The following is a 21,546-nucleotide window of genomic DNA, read 5'->3' as shown; positions in this document are numbered from 1 at the left end:
AACTTAAAAAATATAATATTATGGATGATGCATATATAGGAACAGTAATGATGTTTGGAGGTAATTTCGCTCCAAGAGGTTGGGCGTTTTGTAGCGGTCAGTTATTGCCAATTTCAAACTATTCGGCTTTATTTTCAATTTTAGGAACAACTTATGGTGGTGATGGTAGAACAACTTTTGCCTTACCAGATTTAAGAGGACGTGTGCCAAAGCATCCTGGTAACGGACCAGGGCTTCAGCCTGTTACTTTAGGCGAGAGAGCAGGTCGTGAACAAGTAACACTTACTACAGGGCAGTTACCTTCTCATAGTCATGATGGAAGTACATTAACAGCTACATTATCATGTAACGAAGATGATGGTGATAATAATGAGCCATCAGGACGCAATATCGGTATTTCAGGATCTGGAACCCCTTATAACTCGGCAGCTAATGATGCTACATTTGGAGGAGGATCAGTTTCTGGAAATACAGGATTGCAAGGAGGAAACCAGCCATTTGATATTCAAAACCCATTTTTAGGGACCTATTATATTATTTGTATGGAAGGTCTTTATCCACCAAGAAGCTAAAGGCGTCATTCATCGAATTTTAAAAGAATCCCTAAAGTATTGTATTTATTTACAGTATTTTAGGCTTCTTAATCTAAAAAAAGAATTATTATGAAAACAAAACTACTTTTATTAACTTTCTTATTACCTACAATTATGTTTGCGCAAGTGGGAAATGGCTTTGAGAATACACCAGGCGTAACATTTAATGCATCAGGAGGTTCTTGTCAATATTTTGATTTTGATACCACTACAATTCATACACTTGCCAATTACAATGCGCCTTGCGGTTTAATTTATGTTACAGAGCCGTCGTCGGGAGCAACTCTAGGGTATTCTATTATTTTAGATCCTACATCTCCTAATGGACCATCTGGGTTTGGTGATGGAGATTTTTTTGGAGTAGGAACCAGTGCTTTTTTCAATACTGAAATTGCATTATCACCACCAGAAGGCAGTCAAGGGTTTTTTATGGAAGATCCTGATGGGGATATTACAATGACTTTTGATATTGTAGATTTAGCAGGAACAACAAATCCTCAATTTAGCATGCAATATGTGTTAGAAGCTACAAGTTGGGAAGCAGAGGATTTTTTAAGAGTAACCATTCAATTTACAGACTGTGCAAGTCCTACATTAACGTTAATTGATACTTTAGGACTTGATATAGACGATCTTGGTATTGAAGACACCTGGAATACTTTAAATGCTGATTTAACAGCATATGCTGGATGTAAAGCGCAACTAGTGATTGAGTTTTCATCAAACTCTGCAGCCGAAGAGTTAGGACTTGATGCCATTTCTTTTACAGCAGGTATGACATTATCAACACCATCTCTTGATTTGGAGAATTCTATTTCAATAGTTCCAAATCCATCGCAAGGTATTGTAACCATTAAAAATTCGGGCATTGCATTACATACTGCTGTAATTACAGATATAAATGGTCGAGCAATTAAGACGTACGATTTAAATGGATCGGCATTAGATAAAACACTTGATTTAACTTCGGAAGTATCATCAGGACTATACTTTATGACGATTTCTTCTGAAAATGGATCTGTCGTTAAAAAGATTATTATTGAATAATATTAAGAAAGCAGCTTACTTACCTAAGTTGCTTTTTTCCTATTGTTGTCTGAGTTTTAAATCTTTTGAGAGGGGCATCATCGTTAAATTAAGTAATTCATAGAAAAGATATTGAATAATAGTTGTATTCCTCTGTTAATCAATATATTTAATTAATTAATCCAAAACACTTAGCTATTATGAAAACAAAATTACTTTTATTGACATTTTTAATGAGCTCAATATTGAGCATCCAACAAACTCAAGCCCAAACAGTATTGTTGCCAGGCGATATTGCTATAATCTGGTATCAGGCTGATACACCAGATTCTTTTGCCTTTGCGACATTTGTAGATTTAGAAGCCGGAACTGAAATTATTTTTACAGATTGTGGAGCAGTACCTGCTGGTACTTTTGATCCAGCTGGTTGTGGAGAAGGTGCAATTGTATATACTGCTCCTGCATCAGGACTATTAGCAGGAGAAATAGTTACTTATAATGATAGTCTGCCTGGAGTTGATTTTGTTGATTTTGCAGGAGATGCAGTAGTTACAGGAACAAGTGGTATGGCGCTTTCAACTGGAGGAGATCATATTACTGTTTTACAAGGAACGCCTTCTAGTCCAAATTTTATTTTTATGTTAAGCGCATCTTCTTCAACATTTTCAGGTGATGATAGTGTAAGTACGACAGAAACTAACTTATTCACAGGTTTAATAGATACTGGACTGCCAAGAACGGCTGTGGCTGTAGGTGCTGGTCCTGCACCTTCTCAAGAATGGGATAATGCAGTATATACAGGAGGTTTTACCTTTGCAACAGTAGCAGATGCTAAAATAGCGGTTACAGATCCAGCAAATTTCGTTGGAGTTAATGCTATAACTGATGCTCCATATAATGGATTGGTAGCTGGTATGCCTGAAAAGTTTGACATATTGGCGCTTTCAGTTGATGAGTTTGATTTAGGGAATTCGATATTCGTGTCGCCTAACCCTTCTAATGGTATAGTAACCATTAAAAACTCTGGTATTGCATTAGAAAAAGCAGTGTTAACAGATATTAATGGTAGAACAATCCAGTCGTTTAATTTAAATGGTGTTACTCAGGATAAAGTTCTAGATTTAAGTAGTTTAGTGTCATCAGGACTCTATTTTGTAACGATCTCTTCGGAAACAGCTTCCACAGTAAAAAAGATTATTATTCAATAAATACCCTTGAAATTATAACAAAAAAAGGCAACCTCATGAGGTTGCCTTTTTTATTGGTTTTAAATTTTTATCTGGCGTTCAATTTGCTGATCTAATGAAATAAAAGTTTCTGTTCTTGATACACCAGTTATAGATTGAATATCACGATTGAGTACATGCATTAGATGTTCATTATCCTTACATAGAATTTTTATGAAGATACTCCAGTTTCCCGTTGTATAATGGCATTCTAAAACTTCAGGGATTTTCTGTAATTGTTTTACAGCTTCAGGGTTGCTGATGGCTTTATCCAAATATATGCCAATAAACGCCATGGTTGTATAGCCTAAAACTTTTGGGTTAATCACAAATTTTGAGCCTGAAATTAATCCCGATTTTTCAAGTTTTCTAAGACGTTGGTGTATGGCTGCTCCTGAAATTCCAACCAATCTGGCAATCTCTAATATTGGTGTTCTGGCATCTGCCATTAGCGCACGCAATATCTTTTTGTCAATTCCATCTATTTGGATATTTTGGTTGACTATTTTCATGGTTTTAAATATTCAAGGGGTTATAGCCTAAATACGGCACTTCTTTTTCAGTAAACTGAATTCCGAAGTCTTCCAATTCATTTAAAATAGGCTCATAAACCTCTTTAGAAATCGGAATTTGCACACCTGGCGTTGTAATTTTTTCATTCAGAATAGCTAAAGTCGCTATAGCAACAGGTAAACCTACAGTTTTAGCCATAGCAGTATAGGTCTGATCTTCACCAATAGTAACCATGGTTGAATCGATTTGATAAGGTTTACCATCTAATTCATAACCAAACTTATGATACATAACAATCATGTCTTTATCTTCCTCTTGAAGTGTCCAGCTATCCATTAATATTTTTTGAAGAATTTGAGCAGGTGTTGCTTTTTTAAGTTCAACCATTTTGGTTTTACTAAAAATATCTAATTCTTCTAATTTGTCCCAAACGATATCATCTTGATCAATTTTAAGGGCATGTCTAAATTTTAATTCTACCGAATCGGTTGGACTATACGGTAAAAACGCATTGACGAAGTCACGATAACTCATGTTTTCACTATCATCTATTGTGTAACTATCGTCGGTTAATCCTAATTGTACAAACATGTTCCATGCACGACTAAATCCAACACGACGAATGGTACCACGATATAACGTTTTGATATTTTCCAGACCATAAACCGATTGGTATTTAAGTGAGTCTCTGTTTGCATAGGCTTCAAAACGTCCAAAACCATCAATTTCTAAAAATTCTGTTCGACGAAATAAGCGATTATAGGGAATGTATTTATAAGCGTCTTCTTGTAAAAATTTAGCGGCACTACCTTGACCAGCAACAACAACATTTCTGGGATTCCATGTAAACTTATAGTTCCATAAATTGTTATCACTTTCAGGTGCTACGAGTCCGCCAGTAAACGATTCAAATAAGATCAATTTCCCGCCTTTATCTCTAATGCTGTCAATCACCTTTATGGCGCTCATATGGTCAATTCCTGGATCGACCCCAATTTCATTCATAAACACCAAGCCTTTATCTGTAACTATTTTGTTCAGTTTTTGCATATCATCACTTACATAAGATGCGGTGACCATATTTTTTCCGTAGGCAACACAATCTTTAGCAACTTCAAGGTGGTATCTAGCAGGTAACATTGAGACGACGATATCGGCATTTTCAATTGCATTTTGTCGAGATGTTTTATCAAAAACATCTAAGGTTATAGCATTTGCATTTTCGTGATCACCAATTAATTTTCTGGCATTCTGAATATTAATATCTCCAACAATGATATGGAGTGATTCTTCGTTAGATTTATCAAGTAAATATTTTATAAGATAGGATGTAGATTTTCCTGAACCTATGACTAAAATTTTTCGCATACTGGGTCGAGTTGAGTAATTTTGTTATTTAATTTCAAGGAAGTATAAGAGCTAAGGGTAATATCTATTTAAAAGGTTATAGCACTTCTTAGAAATTTCTAGACGAATTTACTAAATACAAAGGGTTATAAAAACCAAAATTTGATTTATATATGAACAAAAAAATTCTTGTTACGGGATGTGTTTTAGGAGGTATTGCGATTGTTCTTGGTGCTTTTGGCGCTCATGGCCTTAAGTCTTTAATTTCTAGTGAATCGCTGCAAACTTTTGAAACTGGTGTTAGGTATCAAATGTACCATGCGTTGTTTCTTTTGGTTGTTGGCACTTTTAAGGAAATTAACATAAAAGCCAAGACCGCTATTTTTTATTTGGTTCTTTTTGGTGTGATTTGCTTCTCAGGCTCTATTTATGGGTTGGCCACTAATGAACTTTCCAGTTTTGATTTTAAACGTATCGGATTTGTAACGCCAATTGGCGGTTTATTATTTATCATAGCTTGGCTCGTATTGTTGATAAACTTTTTTAAAATCAAGACTGATAAATCTTAAAATAAGCAGTCTACTTTAAAATAATGTTTAATTTTGCACTTTAAACAACATAAACAAATTATGGTAGACCATACACAAACAACGAAATCGATTTCGTTAGATGCCTACGGTATCAAAAATGCTAAGGTAAAATATCAGTTATCATCTGATGAACTTCATGAAACAACAATTTCTAAAGGACAAGGAGAAGAAGCTTCTTCTGGTGCTTTAGCTGTTAAAACAGGCGAGTTTACTGGGCGTTCTCCTCAAGACAGATTTATCGTTAAAGACGATATTACAAAAGATCGTGTTTGGTGGGGTAATATCAATATTCCTTTTGAATCTGACAAATTTCAAAAGCTATATGATAAAGTCACAGATTATTTATCAGGAAAAGAAGTATTTGTAAGGGATAGTTATGCTTGTGCAGACGAGGATTACAAATTGAATATTCGTGTTATTAATGAATATCCTTGGAGTAATATGTTTGCTTATAACATGTTTTTGCGCCCTACTGAAGAAGAGTTAAAAGATTTCACACCAGAATGGACGGTAATCAATGCGCCAGGATTTATGGCAGATGCTGAAATTGATGGTACACGACAACATAATTTTGCGATTTTAGATTTTACACGTAAAATTGCCTTAATTGGAGGGACTGGCTATACTGGAGAAATTAAGAAAGGGATTTTCTCTGCATTGAATTTTATTCTTCCAGTGTTTAAAAACACATTGCCAATGCACTGTAGTGCAAATGTTGGTAAAAATGGTGATACGGCTATCTTTTTTGGTTTATCAGGAACTGGTAAAACGACATTATCTACCGATCCCAATCGTAGCTTGATTGGAGACGATGAGCATGGTTGGACCAACGAGAATACGGTATTTAATTTTGAAGGTGGATGTTATGCGAAGGTGATTAACTTATCACAAGAACAAGAACCAGAAATTTATGATGCCATTAAAAAAGGAGCGATTCTAGAAAATGTCATCATGGATGCTAATGGTGTTGTGGATTTTGAAGACACGTCTATTACGCAAAACACCAGAGTAAGTTATCCTATTCACCATATTGAAAATATTAGAGTGCCTTCAATTGGAAAGAATCCTAAAAATATATTCTTTTTAACAGCTGATGCTTTTGGAGTATTGCCTCCAATTTCAAAACTAACCCCAAGTCAAGCTGCATATCACTTTATTTCGGGTTATACCGCTAAAGTTGCAGGAACTGAAGCTGGAGTTGTAGAACCAATGCCAAGTTTTTCAGCTTGTTTTGGAGCGCCATTTATGCCTTTACATCCAACAAAATATGCTGAGATGTTAAGCGATAAAATGAAAGCCTCTGGGGTTAATGTCTGGTTGGTTAATACAGGTTGGACTGGCGGACCTTACGGCATTGGTACACGAATGAAACTAAAATACACACGTGCCATGATTAATGCTGTTTTAAATGGTGATTTAGGATCATATACCTATGAAGATTATCACATTCATTCAGTATTTGGTGTTGCACAACCAAGAACATGTCCTGGAGTTCCAAAAGAGGTGTTAAGCCCAAGAACAACTTGGAACGACGACGAAGCTTATTATAAAACAGCATTTAAATTATCTAATGCATTTAGAGAAAACTTTAAGAAGTTTGAAGAGTATGCAAGTGAGGAAATCCGTAGAGGAGGACCACAACGTTACTCGTTTTAGAGAGTAGTTTATAATAAACATAAAAAAGCGTCCCGATACAATTGTATCGGGACGCTTTTTTTATAAACTTTAAGGCGAACTATTTGCCCTTATTGACTTTATCGATGTATTTTTCTAAAGCCATAGTCATTGATGGCGTTTCAGGAGTTGGTGCAGCAATATCAACCCGTAATCCATGAGATTCTACTGCTTTTATAGTTGTATTTCCAAAAACGGCTATACGTGTATTGTTTTGTTTAAACTCTGGGAAATTATGAAATAACGATTCAATACCTGAAGGGCTGAAAAACACTAATATATCATAGTATACATTTGCTAAATCAGATAAATCACTAATCACTGTTTTATAAAATACAGCTTGCTTCCATTTAACGCCCAAATTATTTAAAATTTCAGGAACTTCTGGTTTAAGTTTGTCTGTTGTAGGTAATAAGAAACTTTCGTCTTTATATTTTTTAATTAAAGGCGATAAGTCTGCAAATAAGCGTTTTCCAACGTAAATTTTACGTTTTCTGTAAACTACGTATTTTTGAAGATAATAAGCGACTGCTTCAGACTGACAAAAATATTTCATCGTATCTGGAACTTTAAAGCGCATTTCTTCAGCAACTCTAAAAAAATGATCGACAGAGTTTCTACTTGTTAGTATAATAGCCGTATAATTAGAAAGATCAACTTTTTGTTGTCTAATATCTTTGGCTTCTACACCTTCAACATGAATAAACGGTCTGAAATCTATTTTTACTTTTTGCTTTTCTTGAAGATCAAAGTAAGGCGAATTTTCTATTTTAGGTTCTGGTTGAGATACTAAAATGGTTTTCACTTTCGTCATATTACTTAAACTGTTTTAAGCGTTGAAATCTTTAATTAACTTATATAAAATCAGATAGGGTCCAATTTCAAGTGCGCAAAGATACAAAATAAAATAGAATATGTTATTTAAAAGTAATTTTTGATGATTCTTAAACGAAGAAATAAATCCAACTAAGTTAATGAGAATTATAAGTCCGATAACACCATAAATAACAGGTTTAGTAGGATTTAAACTGTAGATTAAAATACAATTAACAGGAAATAAAATAAAACCAGTATAATTTTTAAATGTGGTTTTCTGAAATAAATAAGCATCAATAAGCTCATCAATATCAAACAAACTGCCTATTAAACGTTCTAGTAAAACTTTTATTAAAAATAAAACACCAACACCAAATAACAATTTAAAAAACTGATGAAGCTGAAATTCTGAAGGATGTACTAAAGTTGAGTAACAGATATAAGCAAAAATGGAAACCGAAATAATAAGATTAAAAAAGAGCAAGGCATCAAATTTGTCAATAAACTTTTGCTCTCTGGCATAGATCTTTAAATATTTTGAATTGCCAATTACCGCTAAAAAATCTTTAAAACGATGCGCAAATACATATTTAGATAACGTAATACAAAGCAATCCGAGTATTAGAAACAGTGTAAACCAATCATTAGAAATAACCTCTCTTAGCATGGTGTAAAATTATAAAGAATATTTGATGATTTTATACCTAATTTTTAACAACTTAAAAGTGACCTTATAAGATTAACATTGTTTATGAATTTAACACTTACTTTTAAACGATAAAACACTTACTTTTGCTTCTTACTAACAAAAAAAGCGAATAAAATAAACCATGCAGGATGCTATTGTCATCATACCAACTTATAATGAAATCGAAAACATCGAAGCTATTATAAGAGCTGTTTTTATGCAAGACAAAGCTTTTGATGTTTTGGTAGTTGATGATAATTCTCCAGATGGAACGGGAACGAAAGTTAAAAGCTTACAAACTGAATTTAAAAACCGACTCCATTTGTTATCACGTCTAAAGAAAACAGGTTTAGGAACGGCTTATATTGAAGGATTTAAATGGTGCTTAGAAAAAGATTACGACTATATTTTTGAAATGGATGCCGATTTTTCTCATGATCCTAACGATCTTATTTATCTTTACAATGCTTGTGCAATTGAAGGTGCCGATTTATCTATTGGTTCGCGATATGTGGATGGTGTAAATGTGGTTAATTGGCCAATGAGTAGAATATTATTATCCTATGGTGCTTCTAAGTATGTGCGGTTAATTACCCGAATGAAAATTTGTGACACGACAGCTGGCTTTGTGTGTTACAAACGAAAAGTTTTGGAAACAATAAACCTTAACGATATCAAGTTTGTGGGTTATGCTTTTCAAATTGAAATGAAATTTAAAGCCTATCTAAAACAGTTTAAAATTGTAGAAGTCCCTGTGATTTTTACCGATCGAACTAAAGGAAAATCAAAAATGAGTGGCAGTATTATTTCTGAAGCTATTTTTGGAGTTATTAATATGAAATTAAAAAGCTTATTTGCTAAATAAATGCAAAACAAAACCATACTTATTAAAAATGCCAAAATTGTAAACGAAGGTAAGGTTACAGAAGGCGATATATTAATTGAAGGCGAGTACATTAAAGAAGTATCAGATTCTATTAGTGCTAAATCTGCCGATGTTACAATTATTGATGCCGAAGGAAATTACGTGTTTCCAGGCTGTATTGACGATCAGGTACACTTTAGAGAACCAGGATTAACTCATAAGGCAAGCATAGAAACCGAATCACGAGCTGCTTTAGCTGGAGGAATTACGTCTTTCATTGAAATGCCAAACACTAATCCGCAAACGACTACTGTCGATAAATTGGAAGAAAAGTTTGATATTGCTGCCAATACCTCTTATGCAAACTACTCCTTTATGTTTGGTGGTACCAATGACAATTTAGATGAAATTTTAAAGGTCAACCCAAAAACAGTTGCCGGATTAAAATTGTTTTTAGGCTCTTCTACAGGAAATATGCTTGTTGATGATCCTAAGGTTATCGAAAAGATTTTCAGTAGTACCAATATGGTAATATCGGTACATTGTGAAGATGAAGCCACCATCAGAAAGAACATGAAAGCGCATATTGAAGAGTTTGGCGACGATATTCCTATGGAGAAGCATCCTATCATAAGAAGTGAGGAGGCTTGTTATTTATCATCATCTAAAGCTATTGAGCTGGCTAAAAAAACAGGAGCGCGATTGCATGTGTTTCATTTGTCTACAGGAAAAGAAACACAACTGTTTAGCAATAAAATTCCGTTAAAAGATAAAAAAATCACAGCCGAAGTTTGTGTACATCACCTTTGGTTTAGCGACGAAGATTATGCCAAAAAAGGAACGCATATCAAATGGAATCCTGCGGTTAAAACGGCTAAAGATAGAGAGCAACTCTGGAAAGCGTTATTAGACGACCGCATTGACGTCATTGCGACCGATCACGCACCTCATACCTTAGAAGAAAAAAACAATGTGTACACCAAAGCCCCTTCAGGAGGCCCATTGGTTCAACATGCACTTGTCGCTATGATTGAAATGTACCATAGAGATAAAATTTCACTCCCTAAAATAGCCGAAAAGATGGCGCATAATCCTTCCATATTATTTCAGGTTGAAAAACGAGGTTATATTAGAGAAGGTTATTATGCCGATTTGGTTATTGTAGATATTAACAGTCCGTGGTCGGTAAAAAAAGAAAATATCTTGTACAAATGCGGATGGTCACCATTTGAAGGCACAACATTTAAATCGAGAATTACACATACCTTATTAAATGGTACTTTAGTGTATAATAATTTTAAAGTTTTAGATGTTAAAGCAGCTAAACGATTAACGTTTAATAGATAATGAGAGCTTTTGTCCTTTTTTTAATGCTGATAGCTTTTTTAGGTTGTAGTACTTACGAAAAACCTGAAAAGCCAGAGAATCTCATTTCCAAAGATAAAATGGTAGACATCTTATATGATGTTTTTATCTTAAATGCAGCGAAAGGTTCAAGTAAAAGTATTTTAGAAAATCAAGGTGTTTTTCCTCAAGATTATGTTTTTAACAAATACAAAATAGATAGCTTACAGTTTGCTCAAAGTAATGCTTATTATGGATTTTATGTTGAAGAATATGAAGTAATCTTGTCTAAAGTTGAGCAACGTATCAATGCTGATAAAGAGAAATATCAAAAACGTATTGACGCTAACGAAAAACGAAAACTGGAAATAAGAGATTCCATAAAAAAACTAAGCACTACTATTAATACCAACAAAAAGGATACAACGAAACTCTTAAAACGCTTAGAGTATAAAGACTATCCAGACGACTCTAAATAAAATTTAGAAACCTTTACAATCGATTCATCTACTGGGTTGAACGCAATACCTAAATCTGATTTTATTTTAGAATGGTCATAAACCGTTTGCGTAGTGATAGATGTAGCTAATTGCTTTGATAATTTTCTGCGTTTACCCAAAAGTTTATGATTTAGCCAGTCCAAACGCCAGGCCAAAGCTAATAGAAGTGGTGTAGCTTCTTTAGTTGCAGGCTTTACATGGAGCGCTTTAGCCACTTTTTCTTGAAAGGTTTTAAATGAGAGGTTTTCAGAAATTAAGATGTAGCGTTCATTTTTAATCTCAGAATTCATAAGACTTACCATAATATCGACAACATCCCATACGTCGACATAAGCCGATGTGCCTCTAGCATAATAGTTTAGACCTTTGTGAATTTGTCTAAATAAGCTACCACTGCCGCCACCTTTCCAAAATCCGGGTCCTAAAATTATTCCGGGATTTGCTATAACAGCAGGAACACCTTCTTGGGTTCCACGCCAAACTTCCAACTCGGCACCATATTTTGTAATCGCATAAACGCTGTGATCACGTTCGGGATTCCATTCCGTTGTTTCGGTGATGGGTTTATCAGAATCAGGTTCATGCCCAATAGCAGCGATGGAACTCACATAGCATAATTTTTCAATCGCGTTAGAAATACAAAGGTTAACAATATTTGCGGTGCCTTTGATGTTGACTTTCCGAAGTTCATGATATTTATCAGGTTCAAAACTGATAAAAGCTGCACAATGGTATACATGAGTGATGTTTTTAAAAGCCACTTCCAGAGCCGGAATATCATTAATATGAGCTTCTACCCATTCAATTTTACGGTATAAGCTTTCAACATCATGTGTGTAATAAGCAAACACTTGTTTAACAAATTCTAATTTATGAGGTCGTCTGTATATGGCTCTAACAGCTTGGTTATTGCTCACTAATTTGAACAATAAATGTGACCCAACTAAACCGGTACCTCCTGTAACTAAAATCATAAAACAAAAATAGTCTTTTTTGGTATTCGCTTTTCTCTTTTGTTTGATAAACATATCTTTGCTGCACTTTAGATTAATACTCAAAAAATGAACTATAATTTAGTAGAAGAATTAACGTGGCGAGGCATGGTACACGATATCATGCCCGGAACAGAAGCACAATTGCAAAAAGAGATGACCACAGCGTATATTGGGTTTGATCCAACATCAGACTCCTTACATATAGGTAGTTTGGTTCCTATTATTTTATTAATGCATTTGGAAAAGGCAGGACATAAGCCTATTGCTTTAGTAGGTGGTGCAACCGGAATGATTGGTGATCCTTCAGGGAAAAGTGATGAGCGTAATTTGTTAGATGAAGCCACTTTGAATCATAATGTTGCAGGTATAAAAAAGACATTGGCTCGATTTTTAGATTTTTCTTCGGAAGCGCAAAATGCTCCAATTTTAGTCAATAATTACGACTGGATGAAAACGTTTTCATTCATAGAATTTGCACGTGATGTGGGTAAACGAATTACCGTAAATTACATGATGGCTAAAGATTCGGTAAAGAAGCGTTTAAGTGGAGAAGAAGGTAATGTTGGAATGTCTTTTACAGAGTTTACTTACCAATTAATTCAGGGTTATGATTTTTACCATTTGCACAAATCCTACAATTGCTTATTGCAAATGGGAGGTAGCGATCAATGGGGAAATATTACGACGGGAACAGAGCTTGTACGACGAATGAATGTTGGAGAGGAGGCCAAAGCCTACGCTATGACGTGTCCGTTAATCACAAAAGCAGATGGCTCAAAGTTTGGTAAAAGTGAAGGCGGTAATGTTTGGCTTGATGCAGAAAAAACATCGGTTTACAAATTCTACCAGTTTTGGTTAAACACTAGTGATGAGGATGCTGAAAAGTATATTAAAATTTTTACATTTTTAGATAAAAATACTGTAGACGCTCTAATAGCAGAGCACAATGAAAATAGAGGTTTTAAAAAGTTACAAAAACAATTGGCCGAAGAAGTAACTAAGCTAGTTCATTCACAAGAAGAATTTGAAAATGCAAAAAAGGCATCAAACATTTTGTTTAGTAAAACCTTTAAGGCCGATATCAAAACACTCGATGAAACTACCTTTTTAGATGTATTTGAAGGTGTGCCTCAAGCCGAAATAGCGTTGGCAGATTTGTCTCAATTGGATATGATTGGCGCTTTGGCTGCTCAAACAAATTTTTTAGCTTCTAACAGCGAAGCACGACGTGCACTTAAAGAAAATGCCGTGTCTGTGAATAAAGAAAAGGTGACTGAAGATTACCAGTTATCGTCTGATGATTTAATTAATGATAAATATATCATTTTAAACAAAGGAAAGAAAAACACGTACATTATAAAGGTGTCTTAGATGAATAGTTGCCTTGTTTTAACCTAACTGTATCGTCATTCTGAACGGGTTTCAAAACACTAATGTTATTTTATATAAAAGAAAAACGTCCCGTAATCACGGGACGTTTAACATTAACCAATCAACTATTATTATAGAAGCTAATCCTTCTTTTTCATAGAACTCTAAACTATTAGTTTAAATTCATAGCTTCCCAATGTTGGTCGGCTTTACTTTGTAAACCTTTCACATGATGTTTCTTCCATGACGTTAATGTATTGTTAAACCCAGAATTGTAGAATCAATACAACTTTTTAGTCTTTAATTTCGAAGGTTTTTTGGGATTGATACCTAGACACTTAGTATGTATGGTAATCGTTTAAGTCTAAATGTAAACAAGATATTTTAGTTTTTATAGTGTTTTAATCAAGCTTTAAACGACAAAGTTTACAACACCATTAAATTACAACCTCTAATATCACTAGAGTCGAAGCGGCCAATAATTTCAAAACTGTGGTCCTCATAAACACGACCTAAATCTTGAGTAGCGATAAAAGCACATGAATTGATGTTCGCTAAATCGATCACATTAATGCCTCCGGTTTTAGTTGGTTTTTGAAGGCTCAAAGCATCCTCAGGGTCGCGCGTGAGAATACGCATCCATTTTGGGCAGTTAAATCTTCCGTTGCCTAGTGAGTAAGCCTGACTTAATAGTTCGGTCATGCCGTATTCACTATGAATTTTAGAGACCCCAAACCCTGATTTTAAAATCGCATGTAATTCCTCTCTAACCAATTCTTTTCGGCGACCTTTCATGCCGCCAGTTTCCATTATGATTGTGTTTTTAAGATGAAACTGATGTAATTCAACCAGATCTAATAAGGCAAATGAGACCCCTAGGAGCAGTACTTTTTTTCCTTCCGCATCCAATTGGATAAGTCGCTCTTTTAATTCCTGAATCGTATCAAGGTAAAAACCGCTTTCAGCATGATTAGATTGTTTAATCAGGTCATTAACCATATAAATAAGCGAAGAATCTTTACGTTCTAAGTAATTAGGTAGTAAGGCCAGAATCACATAATCACTTACGTTTCCGTAGAAAGTATTGAATCCTTTTCGAAAACTTTGCTCGTAGATAGATACATCGGTAACATGATGTTTACTCGTTACTGAACCCGTTGTGCCACTACTGGAAAAGGTGGTTTTAATCTCATCTGTAGAACTCAGGATTTGATGGCTTTTAAAAAACTGAATGGGTAAAAACGGAATAGCTTCAATACACTTAACATCACTGGGATGAATGTAAAGCAAATCACAAAACGAGCGATAAACAGGGTTATTTTCAAATTGAAACTTAAAGATGTCTAAAGCCAAGGCTTTAAAGTCTGCTTCTGATGCGATTGAAAATATAGAATCTGTGTTTATCATGACTGCAAAAATAAAAAAAGCGTCCCGATAATGAGTATCAGGACGCTTTTTTAAAGTCGGTTATATAAAGCTTACTTGATCACTAATTTTTTAGTAACTGAAGCATTATTTTGAGAAATCTTTAAGATGTAAACACCAGTGTTTAATGCAGAAACATTCACACGGTTATTAGTTAAAGTTTCATTGATAACTTGTTTTCCAAGAATATCATAAACGGTAACGGCAACATTTTCGTTATTAGCGCTAACAATATTTACAAACCCTGTTGCTGTTGGGTTAGGATATACTTTGAAAGTATCTGCAGTAACTTCCTGAGTTGATAAAGTTTCAGCAAAAGTTTGCGTAATTCTTAAGTTGTCAACAAGAATACCTTCATTATCAGCAGAATCTGATTGTCTTAAAGCGAATGATTCAATTGAGTTTCCTGGATCATCTCCATCAGTACCAGAAATAGATGTATCTGTTTCTAAAGCAGCATCGACCCATAATTGAGCGATATTCGCATCTTGATCATACTTTACAGTGATACGGTAAGTTGATCCGTAAGTTAAATCTGTTGCCCAAGTAGCTTCTGCAGTACTATTAGCTGTTGCAATACCAACAGTATAATCACCACCACCTGAAGGAGCGACAATATCTAAACGACCAAAGAAACCAAATCCATCATCTTTAAAATGTGCAAAGTACTCATTATCTGTTCCAGCAATAGGAGCTCCTGGGTTTTGCACTGTCATATCAAATGCAAAGAATAAGCTACCAGTAACAGGTTGAAAAGGTAAGTTGATATCTTCACTTGGCGCACCGTGTTGTACAACTGCTTGACCAGAAACAACCATTAAATCACCTTCAGTTCCACTGTGATTAGTCCAAGAACTATTACCTAATAAACTACCATCAGCATAAGAAAATGTTTCAGAAATTGGTAAAGTTAAAGTATCGTTACAAGCAGGTGTCGTTACAGTCATAGAAAGATCACATAAACCTCCATCGGTAACAGAAATGATAACATCAGTTCCTTCAGCAACACCAGTTACAGTAATTGTTCCTGTTTCGTCTGTAGATGGGTCACCCATTGATAAATCTACTGTTCCAGAATCTGCAGTAACGGTATAAGAACCCGAATTACCTCCAGAGAAATCAACAGTTGCAGTATAGGTGTCAGTTCCAGCTGTGAAAGCATCACAAGTTGCATCAGAAGATGTTAAGCTTAAATCACAAACGGCACTATCATTTTCAGCTCTAAACGTTGGCGCCTTAGTTTCGTAAGCATCACCAGCAGCGTTTAATTGTAAAGACTCAGTAGCATTGGCACCATTAAGACTTTCGTCCCATTGTGTTGATTCACCAAGAGCTGTTAATAAATCCATGTCATCAGCATCACCAGTTCCATAAACAATAGCATCGATAAGGTTGGTAGTTGTTGGTGCTGTACCATCAGGAAAGTTAGCAGCAGAATCTTGATAAATAGCAATAGCATCTGCGCCATTTTGAACATATCCAGAACCACCCGCAGGCAATTCAATATCACTTGTTACAGCATCATTTCCTAAAATGAAAAAGCCATCGGCATCAGCAGTTTGACCTGTTAAATCCCAAGTCCCGTAACTTACATCTGTTCCTCCGTTAAAGAATACAACAATGAATCCGTCTAATGACGCATTAGGAGCTGCTTTTAATTCTACAAACTCTGCAGTATCAGATCCAGGTGTATCTGCATCAATTTCATTTATAACAACTTGTCCAAAAGAAACAGAAGCCATTAAAAATGTTAAACATAAAAAGTAAAGTTTTTTCATAATTATTTATTTAAGTTATATTAAAAAATAGCAAACAAATATACTTAGTTTTTGTAGTAATCGGGCATATTTTAACCAATAATTAGGTAATTTACAATATAATAACATTAATTGCTTAATGACTTAAATTAGATTCAAAGCCGCTTGTTTAGGTTAACTTAATGTTATTAATCAACTTGTTGGTTAAATTTTTTGTTATTAATTCTATCTTTACAAAAGGAAGTTTTTCAAACTATAATAATGAAAAAAAGAGATATTAAGATTTTATTGGTTGATGATGAACCAGATATTTTAGAGATTGTTGGTTATAATCTATCATCACAAGGCTATCAAATCGTTACAGCTGAAAATGGTATTGAAGCTGTCAAAAAAGCAAAAAAAGAGAAACCACAACTGATTATTTTAGATGTGATGATGCCAGAAATGGATGGTATTGAAGCCTGTGAACTTATTAGAAAAGATCCAGATTTAAGTGATACTATTATTACATTTTTAACCGCAAGAGGTGAAGATTATTCTCAAATGGCTGGATTTGATGCTGGAGCAGATGATTACATCACTAAGCCTATCAAACCTAAAGTTTTAGTTAGCAAAGTAAAGGCGTTATTAAGACGTCTTAAAGATGAAGAACATGTTGAAGATGTTATCAAAATTGGAAATTTAACAATCAACAGAGAAGAATATAAAATTACAATTAAAGGGGACGAATTAGTATTACCTCGAAAAGAGTTTGAATTATTATATTTGTTAGCAACCAAACCCAATAAAGTTTTTAAGCGTGAAGAAATACTTGACAAAGTATGGGGAAATGAAGTTGTTGTTGGTGGACGTACTATCGATGTTCATATTCGAAAACTTAGAGAAAAAATAGGCGACAAAAAGTTTAAAACTATAAAAGGCGTTGGGTATAAGTTTGTAGATTGATGCATAATAAAATAAAAAAAACATACAGGTTTGCTTTAAAAACATCCCTGTATATCACTATTTTTTTAACGCTCTTATCGAGTGTTTTTTTGTATGTGCTACATTCTGTAGATTTTATCTATTTGATGTCGTTTGCTCTTATTACTTATTTGTTGTCTTTTATCATTATTCAGTACAGAGTTGAACGATTTATATACAGACGTGTTAAAAAGATATATGATGATTTAACATTACTTGAATCAAGTTCTTTGCGTAAACAGCCCATTACCACAGATATGGCTACACTTACTGAAGAAATAGACAAATATGCGAAAGATAAAAAACTAGAAATTGAAACTCTAAAAGTTCGAGAAGAGTATCGTAAAGAGTTCTTAGGTAATGTGTCACACGAATTAAAAACACCTCTTTTTACCGTTCAAGGTTATTTGTTAACACTTTTAGATGGCGCCATAGACGATGAAAAAGTTAGCCAAAAATACCTCAATAGAGCTAGTAAAGGTCTGGAGCGTCTTATATATATCGTTAAGGATTTGGATATGATTACCAAATTAGAAGTTGGTGATTTACGCCTAAATATTGAAACATTTGACATTGTAGAATTGGTAGAAAGTGTTTTTGATCTTCTAGAAATGAAAGCCTCTAAGAAGAAAATATCACTCATTTTTGATATGGATTATAACGAACCTATTTTGGTTTCGGCCGATAAGGAACGTATTCAACAGGTATTAACCAACCTTATCGTCAACTCTATAAAATATGGTGAAGAAAAAGGAACTACCGAAGTCAGTATAGAAAACCTTATTAAAAACAAAGTTATCGTAAGGGTTACCGATAATGGAGAAGGCATTTCTAAATCTAATCTCCCGCGTTTGTTTGAACGTTTTTTTAGAGTTGATAAAAGTGGCTCTCGTAAGGAAGGTGGTTCTGGGCTTGGACTCTCAATTGTGAAGCATATTATCGAAGCACATGAGGAAAAAATTTATGTAGAAAGCGAAATCGATGTTGGTAGTGAGTTTTCATTTACCCTCGAAAAGGCGAAATAATTTTTTGTAATTCACCTCATAATCCATAGCGCTCAAACCTTTAAATTCCGATATTTCATTTAGCTTATCAATCGTAAAATCCTTTTGACGACAACTCGGTGTATACCCAAGTTTAGTCAAACGCTTTGCAAGATACTCTTGTTCAAATTGACCTGGAGTTGGAATAAAAAAAGCAGATTTACTCAGTTTAGTCAAATCCATGATAGTAGTGTACCCCGAACGTGCCACAATGTATTTGCTTTCGTTAATGGTGTGTTCTAATTCTTCGGAAGTCATAAAATTATATATCGTCATATGATTTTCTTTCGAAACTTGTTGCTCGTTTTCAATACGACCCTTAACAAAAACCACTTTACCATTGTAGTTTTTAAAGGTCTTTAAAAGATGCTCTTCCAAAAGGGTGCGTTGCGGCTCTGGACCAGAGATGAGCACGAGGACATCATTTACTATGGGGATGTCTTTTTTAGTAAACCGACTTAAAGGTCCAATAAATTTTACAGGCATTTCATACATAAGCGTATGACCTAGTTTGCCGCTAAGATTCAATTCGCCGAGATTATCAGGTACCCAACATTCATGAAAACGCTTGATGATTTTTTGGTGCAATTTTGTACTTAACCAGGTTGTGTTTCCACTCAAAACTTGCAGTTGATGTGTAATAAATACACAAGGCAAGGCTTTGTTATGAACTCCTAATCGGTTATCGGAAATAATACCGTCTATATGATAATCTACTATAATAGAGGCGACATTTTTCTTTTCATTTGTAATCGCTTTAGCCATTTTTGGAGAATTCTGAAGCATCTTTAATTTAAAATGACGTCCTTTTTTGGGATAGGAGATCTTATAGGAAGGTAATTCAACAGATTCTAACTCTGGAAATTCCTTTCTCAGTAATTCGAGCGCCTCACCATCACTAGCGATGATAGGTTCAAAATTATGCAAGAGTAAGGCATTTATAATGGGAATACATCTTGTTGCATGACCTAATCCCCAGTTTAAAGGTGCAATAAGGATTCGTTTTTTCTGCAAAATTGGTTTTTGGTTATATAATTTATGAGTCTATGCCTAAAAACAAAGATAAGGTTAAAATGTTTCCTTAATTTTACCGCCGAAGTTTTAAAACTAACAAATTGTTAAATTTTTACAGTGGGAAGCAAAAATAAACTCAAACGATTTAAAGAAAATGAAACCTTTGCTAATGTGTTTCAGCCTAAACGAGATCAATTGGTTAATTCAATATATGAATTAAAAGGAAATTGGAGAACTTCAGTATTTAAAAATGACCATCCATTAGTTTTAGAGTTAGGCTGTGGACGTGGAGAATATTCTGTGGAGTTGGCAAAAAAATTTCCAAATAAAAATTTTGTAGGAATTGATATCAAAGGCGCGAGATTTTGGAGAGGCGCAAAAACAGCCATTGAAGAACAAATTCAAAATGTCGCTTTCCTACGAACGCAAATCGAACTGGTCGACTATGCCTTTGCTAAAAACGAAGTCGATGAAATTTGGATTACATTTCCCGATCCTCAAATAAAATATAAACGCACCAAGCATAGAATGACCAATTCCGAATTTTTAAAACGCTATAAAACCATTCTAAAACCTGAAGGTGTTGTGAATTTAAAAACCGATAGCGAATTTATGCATGGCTATACGCTAGGGCTCTTACATGGCGAAGGTCATGAGGTCTTGTATGCCAACCATAATGTTTATAAACAAGAAGGCAGCCCTGAAGAAGTTACGAGTATTCAAACCTATTATGAGTCGCAATACTTAGAACAAAACAAACCAATTACGTATATTAGGTTTAAAATTAAGTAGCATTGAATATTACTGTCATTTTTTTTCTAGGTTTAATCATTGCACTGGTTGGTGTAATTCCTCCTGGTTTACTAAATATGACAGCGGCTAAAGTAAGTTTAAAAGAAGGCGCAAATAGAGGTATTATCTTCTCAATTGGTGTTTGCCTTATTGTTTTTTTACAAACTTATATTGCAGCCATGCTTGCGCGCTATTTAAACAATCATCAAGATGTCGTAGAAATTTTGCAGCGTGTAGCCTTTGTGATTTTTGTATTAATTACCATTTACTTTTTGTTACTTGCAAAAGTTACCACCAAGCCAGATGTTGAAGCTCATGCCAAGAGTGGGCATAGCCGATTTTTTCAAGGGATGTTTTTATCTGCAATTAATGTTTTTCCCATTCCTTATCAAGCTTATATGACGATTACTATTGCTGGATTTGGCTGGTTTAACTTTGAAAAAACAAGTATTCTTAGTTATGTTACTGGAGCTGCAACAGGCACTTTTGTAATGCTATATGTATACATGTTCTTTTTTGATAAAATCAAGGATAAAAAATTGACTACTCAAAAGAATATGAATTACATTATTGGAACAATCACAGGAATTGTTGCCGGAATTACTTTGATCAATATTCTAATGGATTTATAATGAAACCTGAAACGTTAAATTTCTTTGACAAAGTTTATGAGGTTGCTAAACGTATTCCCTACGGAAAAGTAACCAGCTATGGTGCTATTGCAAATTATTTAGGTGCAAAGCGAAGTGCCAGAATGGTAGGTTATGCCATGAATGGTTCGGTTGGAAAAGACGTGCCAGCGCATCGCGTGGTCAATAGAAAAGGATTACTCACTGGTAAGCATCATTTTGATGGCACCAACCTGATGCAACAGCTTTTAGAAAGTGAAGGCATAAGAGTCGTCGATAATCAGATACAAGATTTGGAGACTGTGTTTTGGGATCCTGCAAAAGAACTTAAAGCTTTCATAAGTTAAATCGAATCCGTTCATAATTTAAGAAAAA

Annotated in this window: 22 protein-coding genes; 14 read left to right on the top strand and 8 right to left on the bottom strand. The window is 34.4% G+C overall.

The genetic code is table 11. From position 1 onward, the window contains the following. Positions 1-20 precede the first annotated feature (20 nt). The 3 genes from N4270_RS02475 (at position 21) to N4270_RS02465 (ending at position 2,827) form a co-directional block, all read left to right on the top strand. Positions 21-572, top strand: coding sequence for a phage tail protein (locus tag N4270_RS02475; protein WP_260095210.1), 552 nt, complete (start codon positions 21-23; stop codon positions 570-572). A gap of 90 nt (positions 573-662) precedes the next feature. Continuing rightward, positions 663-1,640 carry a T9SS type A sorting domain-containing protein gene (locus N4270_RS02470; protein ID WP_260095209.1) on the top strand — a complete coding sequence of 326 codons (978 nt, stop codon included), beginning with the start codon at positions 663-665 and terminating at the stop codon, positions 1,638-1,640. 179 nt (positions 1,641-1,819) lie between these two features. After that, positions 1,820-2,827, top strand: a complete 1,008-nt coding sequence (locus N4270_RS02465; RefSeq protein WP_260095208.1) for a T9SS type A sorting domain-containing protein — start codon at positions 1,820-1,822, stop codon at positions 2,825-2,827. A 59-nt stretch (positions 2,828-2,886) separates the two neighbouring features. Here the strand turns inward: N4270_RS02465 and N4270_RS02460 are convergent, their stop codons facing one another. Together N4270_RS02460 and N4270_RS02455 are read right to left on the bottom strand one after the other, a co-directional pair. Beyond that, entirely contained in the window at positions 2,887-3,357 is a 471-nt protein-coding gene (locus N4270_RS02460) for an Lrp/AsnC ligand binding domain-containing protein (RefSeq protein ID WP_230934249.1), read from the bottom strand. A gap of 4 nt (positions 3,358-3,361) precedes the next feature. Beyond that, positions 3,362-4,726 (bottom strand): saccharopine dehydrogenase family protein, encoded by a 1,365-nt coding sequence (locus tag N4270_RS02455; RefSeq protein ID WP_260095207.1) that lies wholly within the window; start codon positions 4,724-4,726, stop codon positions 3,362-3,364. Between the two features lie 152 nt (positions 4,727-4,878). Here N4270_RS02455 and N4270_RS02450 point away from each other — a divergent pair, with 152 nt between their 5' ends. Together N4270_RS02450 and pckA are read left to right on the top strand one after the other, a co-directional pair. Further along, positions 4,879-5,274 carry a DUF423 domain-containing protein gene (locus N4270_RS02450; protein WP_260095206.1) on the top strand — a complete coding sequence of 132 codons (396 nt, stop codon included), beginning with the start codon at positions 4,879-4,881 and terminating at the stop codon, positions 5,272-5,274. A 60-nt stretch (positions 5,275-5,334) separates the two neighbouring features. Continuing rightward, positions 5,335-6,951 carry a phosphoenolpyruvate carboxykinase (ATP) gene (pckA, locus tag N4270_RS02445; RefSeq protein WP_260095205.1) on the top strand — a complete coding sequence of 539 codons (1,617 nt, stop codon included), beginning with the start codon at positions 5,335-5,337 and terminating at the stop codon, positions 6,949-6,951. Positions 6,952-7,030: 79 nt separating this feature from the next. Here the strand turns inward: pckA and N4270_RS02440 are convergent, their stop codons facing one another. After that, positions 7,031-7,783, bottom strand: a complete 753-nt coding sequence (locus N4270_RS02440) for a uroporphyrinogen-III synthase (protein WP_260095204.1) — start codon at positions 7,781-7,783, stop codon at positions 7,031-7,033. A 15-nt stretch (positions 7,784-7,798) separates the two neighbouring features. Beyond that, positions 7,799-8,452: a DUF4271 domain-containing protein gene (locus N4270_RS02435; RefSeq protein ID WP_260095203.1), complete on the bottom strand. Its 654-nt coding sequence runs from the start codon at positions 8,450-8,452 to the stop codon at positions 7,799-7,801. 163 nt (positions 8,453-8,615) lie between these two features. Between N4270_RS02435 and N4270_RS02430 the strand changes: the two genes are divergently transcribed. From N4270_RS02430 to N4270_RS02420, 3 genes are read left to right on the top strand one after another with little or no spacing between them, the layout of a single operon-like run. After that, positions 8,616-9,338, top strand: a complete 723-nt coding sequence (locus N4270_RS02430) for a polyprenol monophosphomannose synthase (RefSeq protein WP_260095202.1) — start codon at positions 8,616-8,618, stop codon at positions 9,336-9,338. Then, complete coding sequence (locus N4270_RS02425) at positions 9,339-10,685, top strand: dihydroorotase (RefSeq protein WP_260095201.1); 1,347 nt, start codon at positions 9,339-9,341, stop codon at positions 10,683-10,685. It begins immediately after the preceding gene. 23 nt (positions 10,686-10,708) lie between these two features. Continuing rightward, entirely contained in the window at positions 10,709-11,161 is a 453-nt protein-coding gene (locus tag N4270_RS02420) for a DUF4296 domain-containing protein (RefSeq protein WP_260095200.1), read from the top strand. Here N4270_RS02420 and N4270_RS02415 read toward each other — a convergent pair. Then, positions 11,140-12,156: an NAD-dependent epimerase/dehydratase family protein gene (locus N4270_RS02415; RefSeq protein ID WP_260095199.1), complete on the bottom strand. Its 1,017-nt coding sequence runs from the start codon at positions 12,154-12,156 to the stop codon at positions 11,140-11,142. The genes N4270_RS02420 and N4270_RS02415 overlap by 22 nt on opposite strands. Before the next feature lie 87 nt (positions 12,157-12,243). On the opposite strand from N4270_RS02415, the gene tyrS reads away from it, so the two are divergent. Beyond that, complete coding sequence (gene tyrS / locus N4270_RS02410; RefSeq protein ID WP_260095198.1) at positions 12,244-13,548, top strand: tyrosine--tRNA ligase; 1,305 nt, start codon at positions 12,244-12,246, stop codon at positions 13,546-13,548. Positions 13,549-13,974: 426 nt separating this feature from the next. On the opposite strand, the gene N4270_RS02405 is transcribed toward tyrS, so the two are convergent. Together N4270_RS02405 and N4270_RS02400 are read right to left on the bottom strand one after the other, a co-directional pair. Continuing rightward, positions 13,975-14,955 carry an acyl transferase gene (locus N4270_RS02405; protein WP_260095197.1) on the bottom strand — a complete coding sequence of 327 codons (981 nt, stop codon included), beginning with the start codon at positions 14,953-14,955 and terminating at the stop codon, positions 13,975-13,977. 71 nt (positions 14,956-15,026) lie between these two features. Beyond that, positions 15,027-16,751, bottom strand: a complete 1,725-nt coding sequence (locus tag N4270_RS02400; protein ID WP_260095196.1) for a T9SS type A sorting domain-containing protein — start codon at positions 16,749-16,751, stop codon at positions 15,027-15,029. 240 nt (positions 16,752-16,991) lie between these two features. On the opposite strand from N4270_RS02400, the gene N4270_RS02395 reads away from it, so the two are divergent. Then, positions 16,992-17,675, top strand: coding sequence for a response regulator transcription factor (locus N4270_RS02395; RefSeq protein ID WP_260095195.1), 684 nt, complete (start codon positions 16,992-16,994; stop codon positions 17,673-17,675). Then, positions 17,675-18,718, top strand: coding sequence for a cell wall metabolism sensor histidine kinase WalK (locus N4270_RS02390; RefSeq protein ID WP_260095194.1), 1,044 nt, complete (start codon positions 17,675-17,677; stop codon positions 18,716-18,718). Before N4270_RS02395 ends, N4270_RS02390 begins: the two co-directional genes overlap by 1 nt. Here N4270_RS02390 and N4270_RS02385 read toward each other — a convergent pair. Beyond that, positions 18,692-19,750 (bottom strand): glycosyltransferase, encoded by a 1,059-nt coding sequence (locus N4270_RS02385; RefSeq protein WP_279309182.1) that lies wholly within the window; start codon positions 19,748-19,750, stop codon positions 18,692-18,694. The genes N4270_RS02390 and N4270_RS02385 overlap by 27 nt on opposite strands. 117 nt (positions 19,751-19,867) lie before the next feature. On the opposite strand from N4270_RS02385, the gene trmB reads away from it, so the two are divergent. From trmB to N4270_RS02370, 3 genes are read left to right on the top strand one after another with little or no spacing between them, the layout of a single operon-like run. Beyond that, a complete protein-coding gene (gene trmB / locus N4270_RS02380; RefSeq protein WP_260095193.1) occupies positions 19,868-20,542 on the top strand; it encodes a tRNA (guanosine(46)-N7)-methyltransferase TrmB in 675 nt (224 codons plus the stop codon). A 2-nt stretch (positions 20,543-20,544) separates the two neighbouring features. After that, complete coding sequence (locus N4270_RS02375; RefSeq protein WP_260095192.1) at positions 20,545-21,174, top strand: lysine transporter LysE; 630 nt, start codon at positions 20,545-20,547, stop codon at positions 21,172-21,174. Then, positions 21,174-21,518 (top strand): MGMT family protein, encoded by a 345-nt coding sequence (locus N4270_RS02370; RefSeq protein WP_260095191.1) that lies wholly within the window; start codon positions 21,174-21,176, stop codon positions 21,516-21,518. The genes N4270_RS02375 and N4270_RS02370 overlap by 1 nt, the downstream gene beginning before the upstream one ends. Positions 21,519-21,546: the final 28 nt, after the last annotated feature.

The organism is Psychroserpens sp. SPM9, assembly GCF_025153525.1.
Classification (GTDB): Bacteria; Bacteroidota; Bacteroidia; order Flavobacteriales; family Flavobacteriaceae; genus Psychroserpens.
This window is presented reverse-complemented; position numbering and strand designations above follow the sequence as displayed.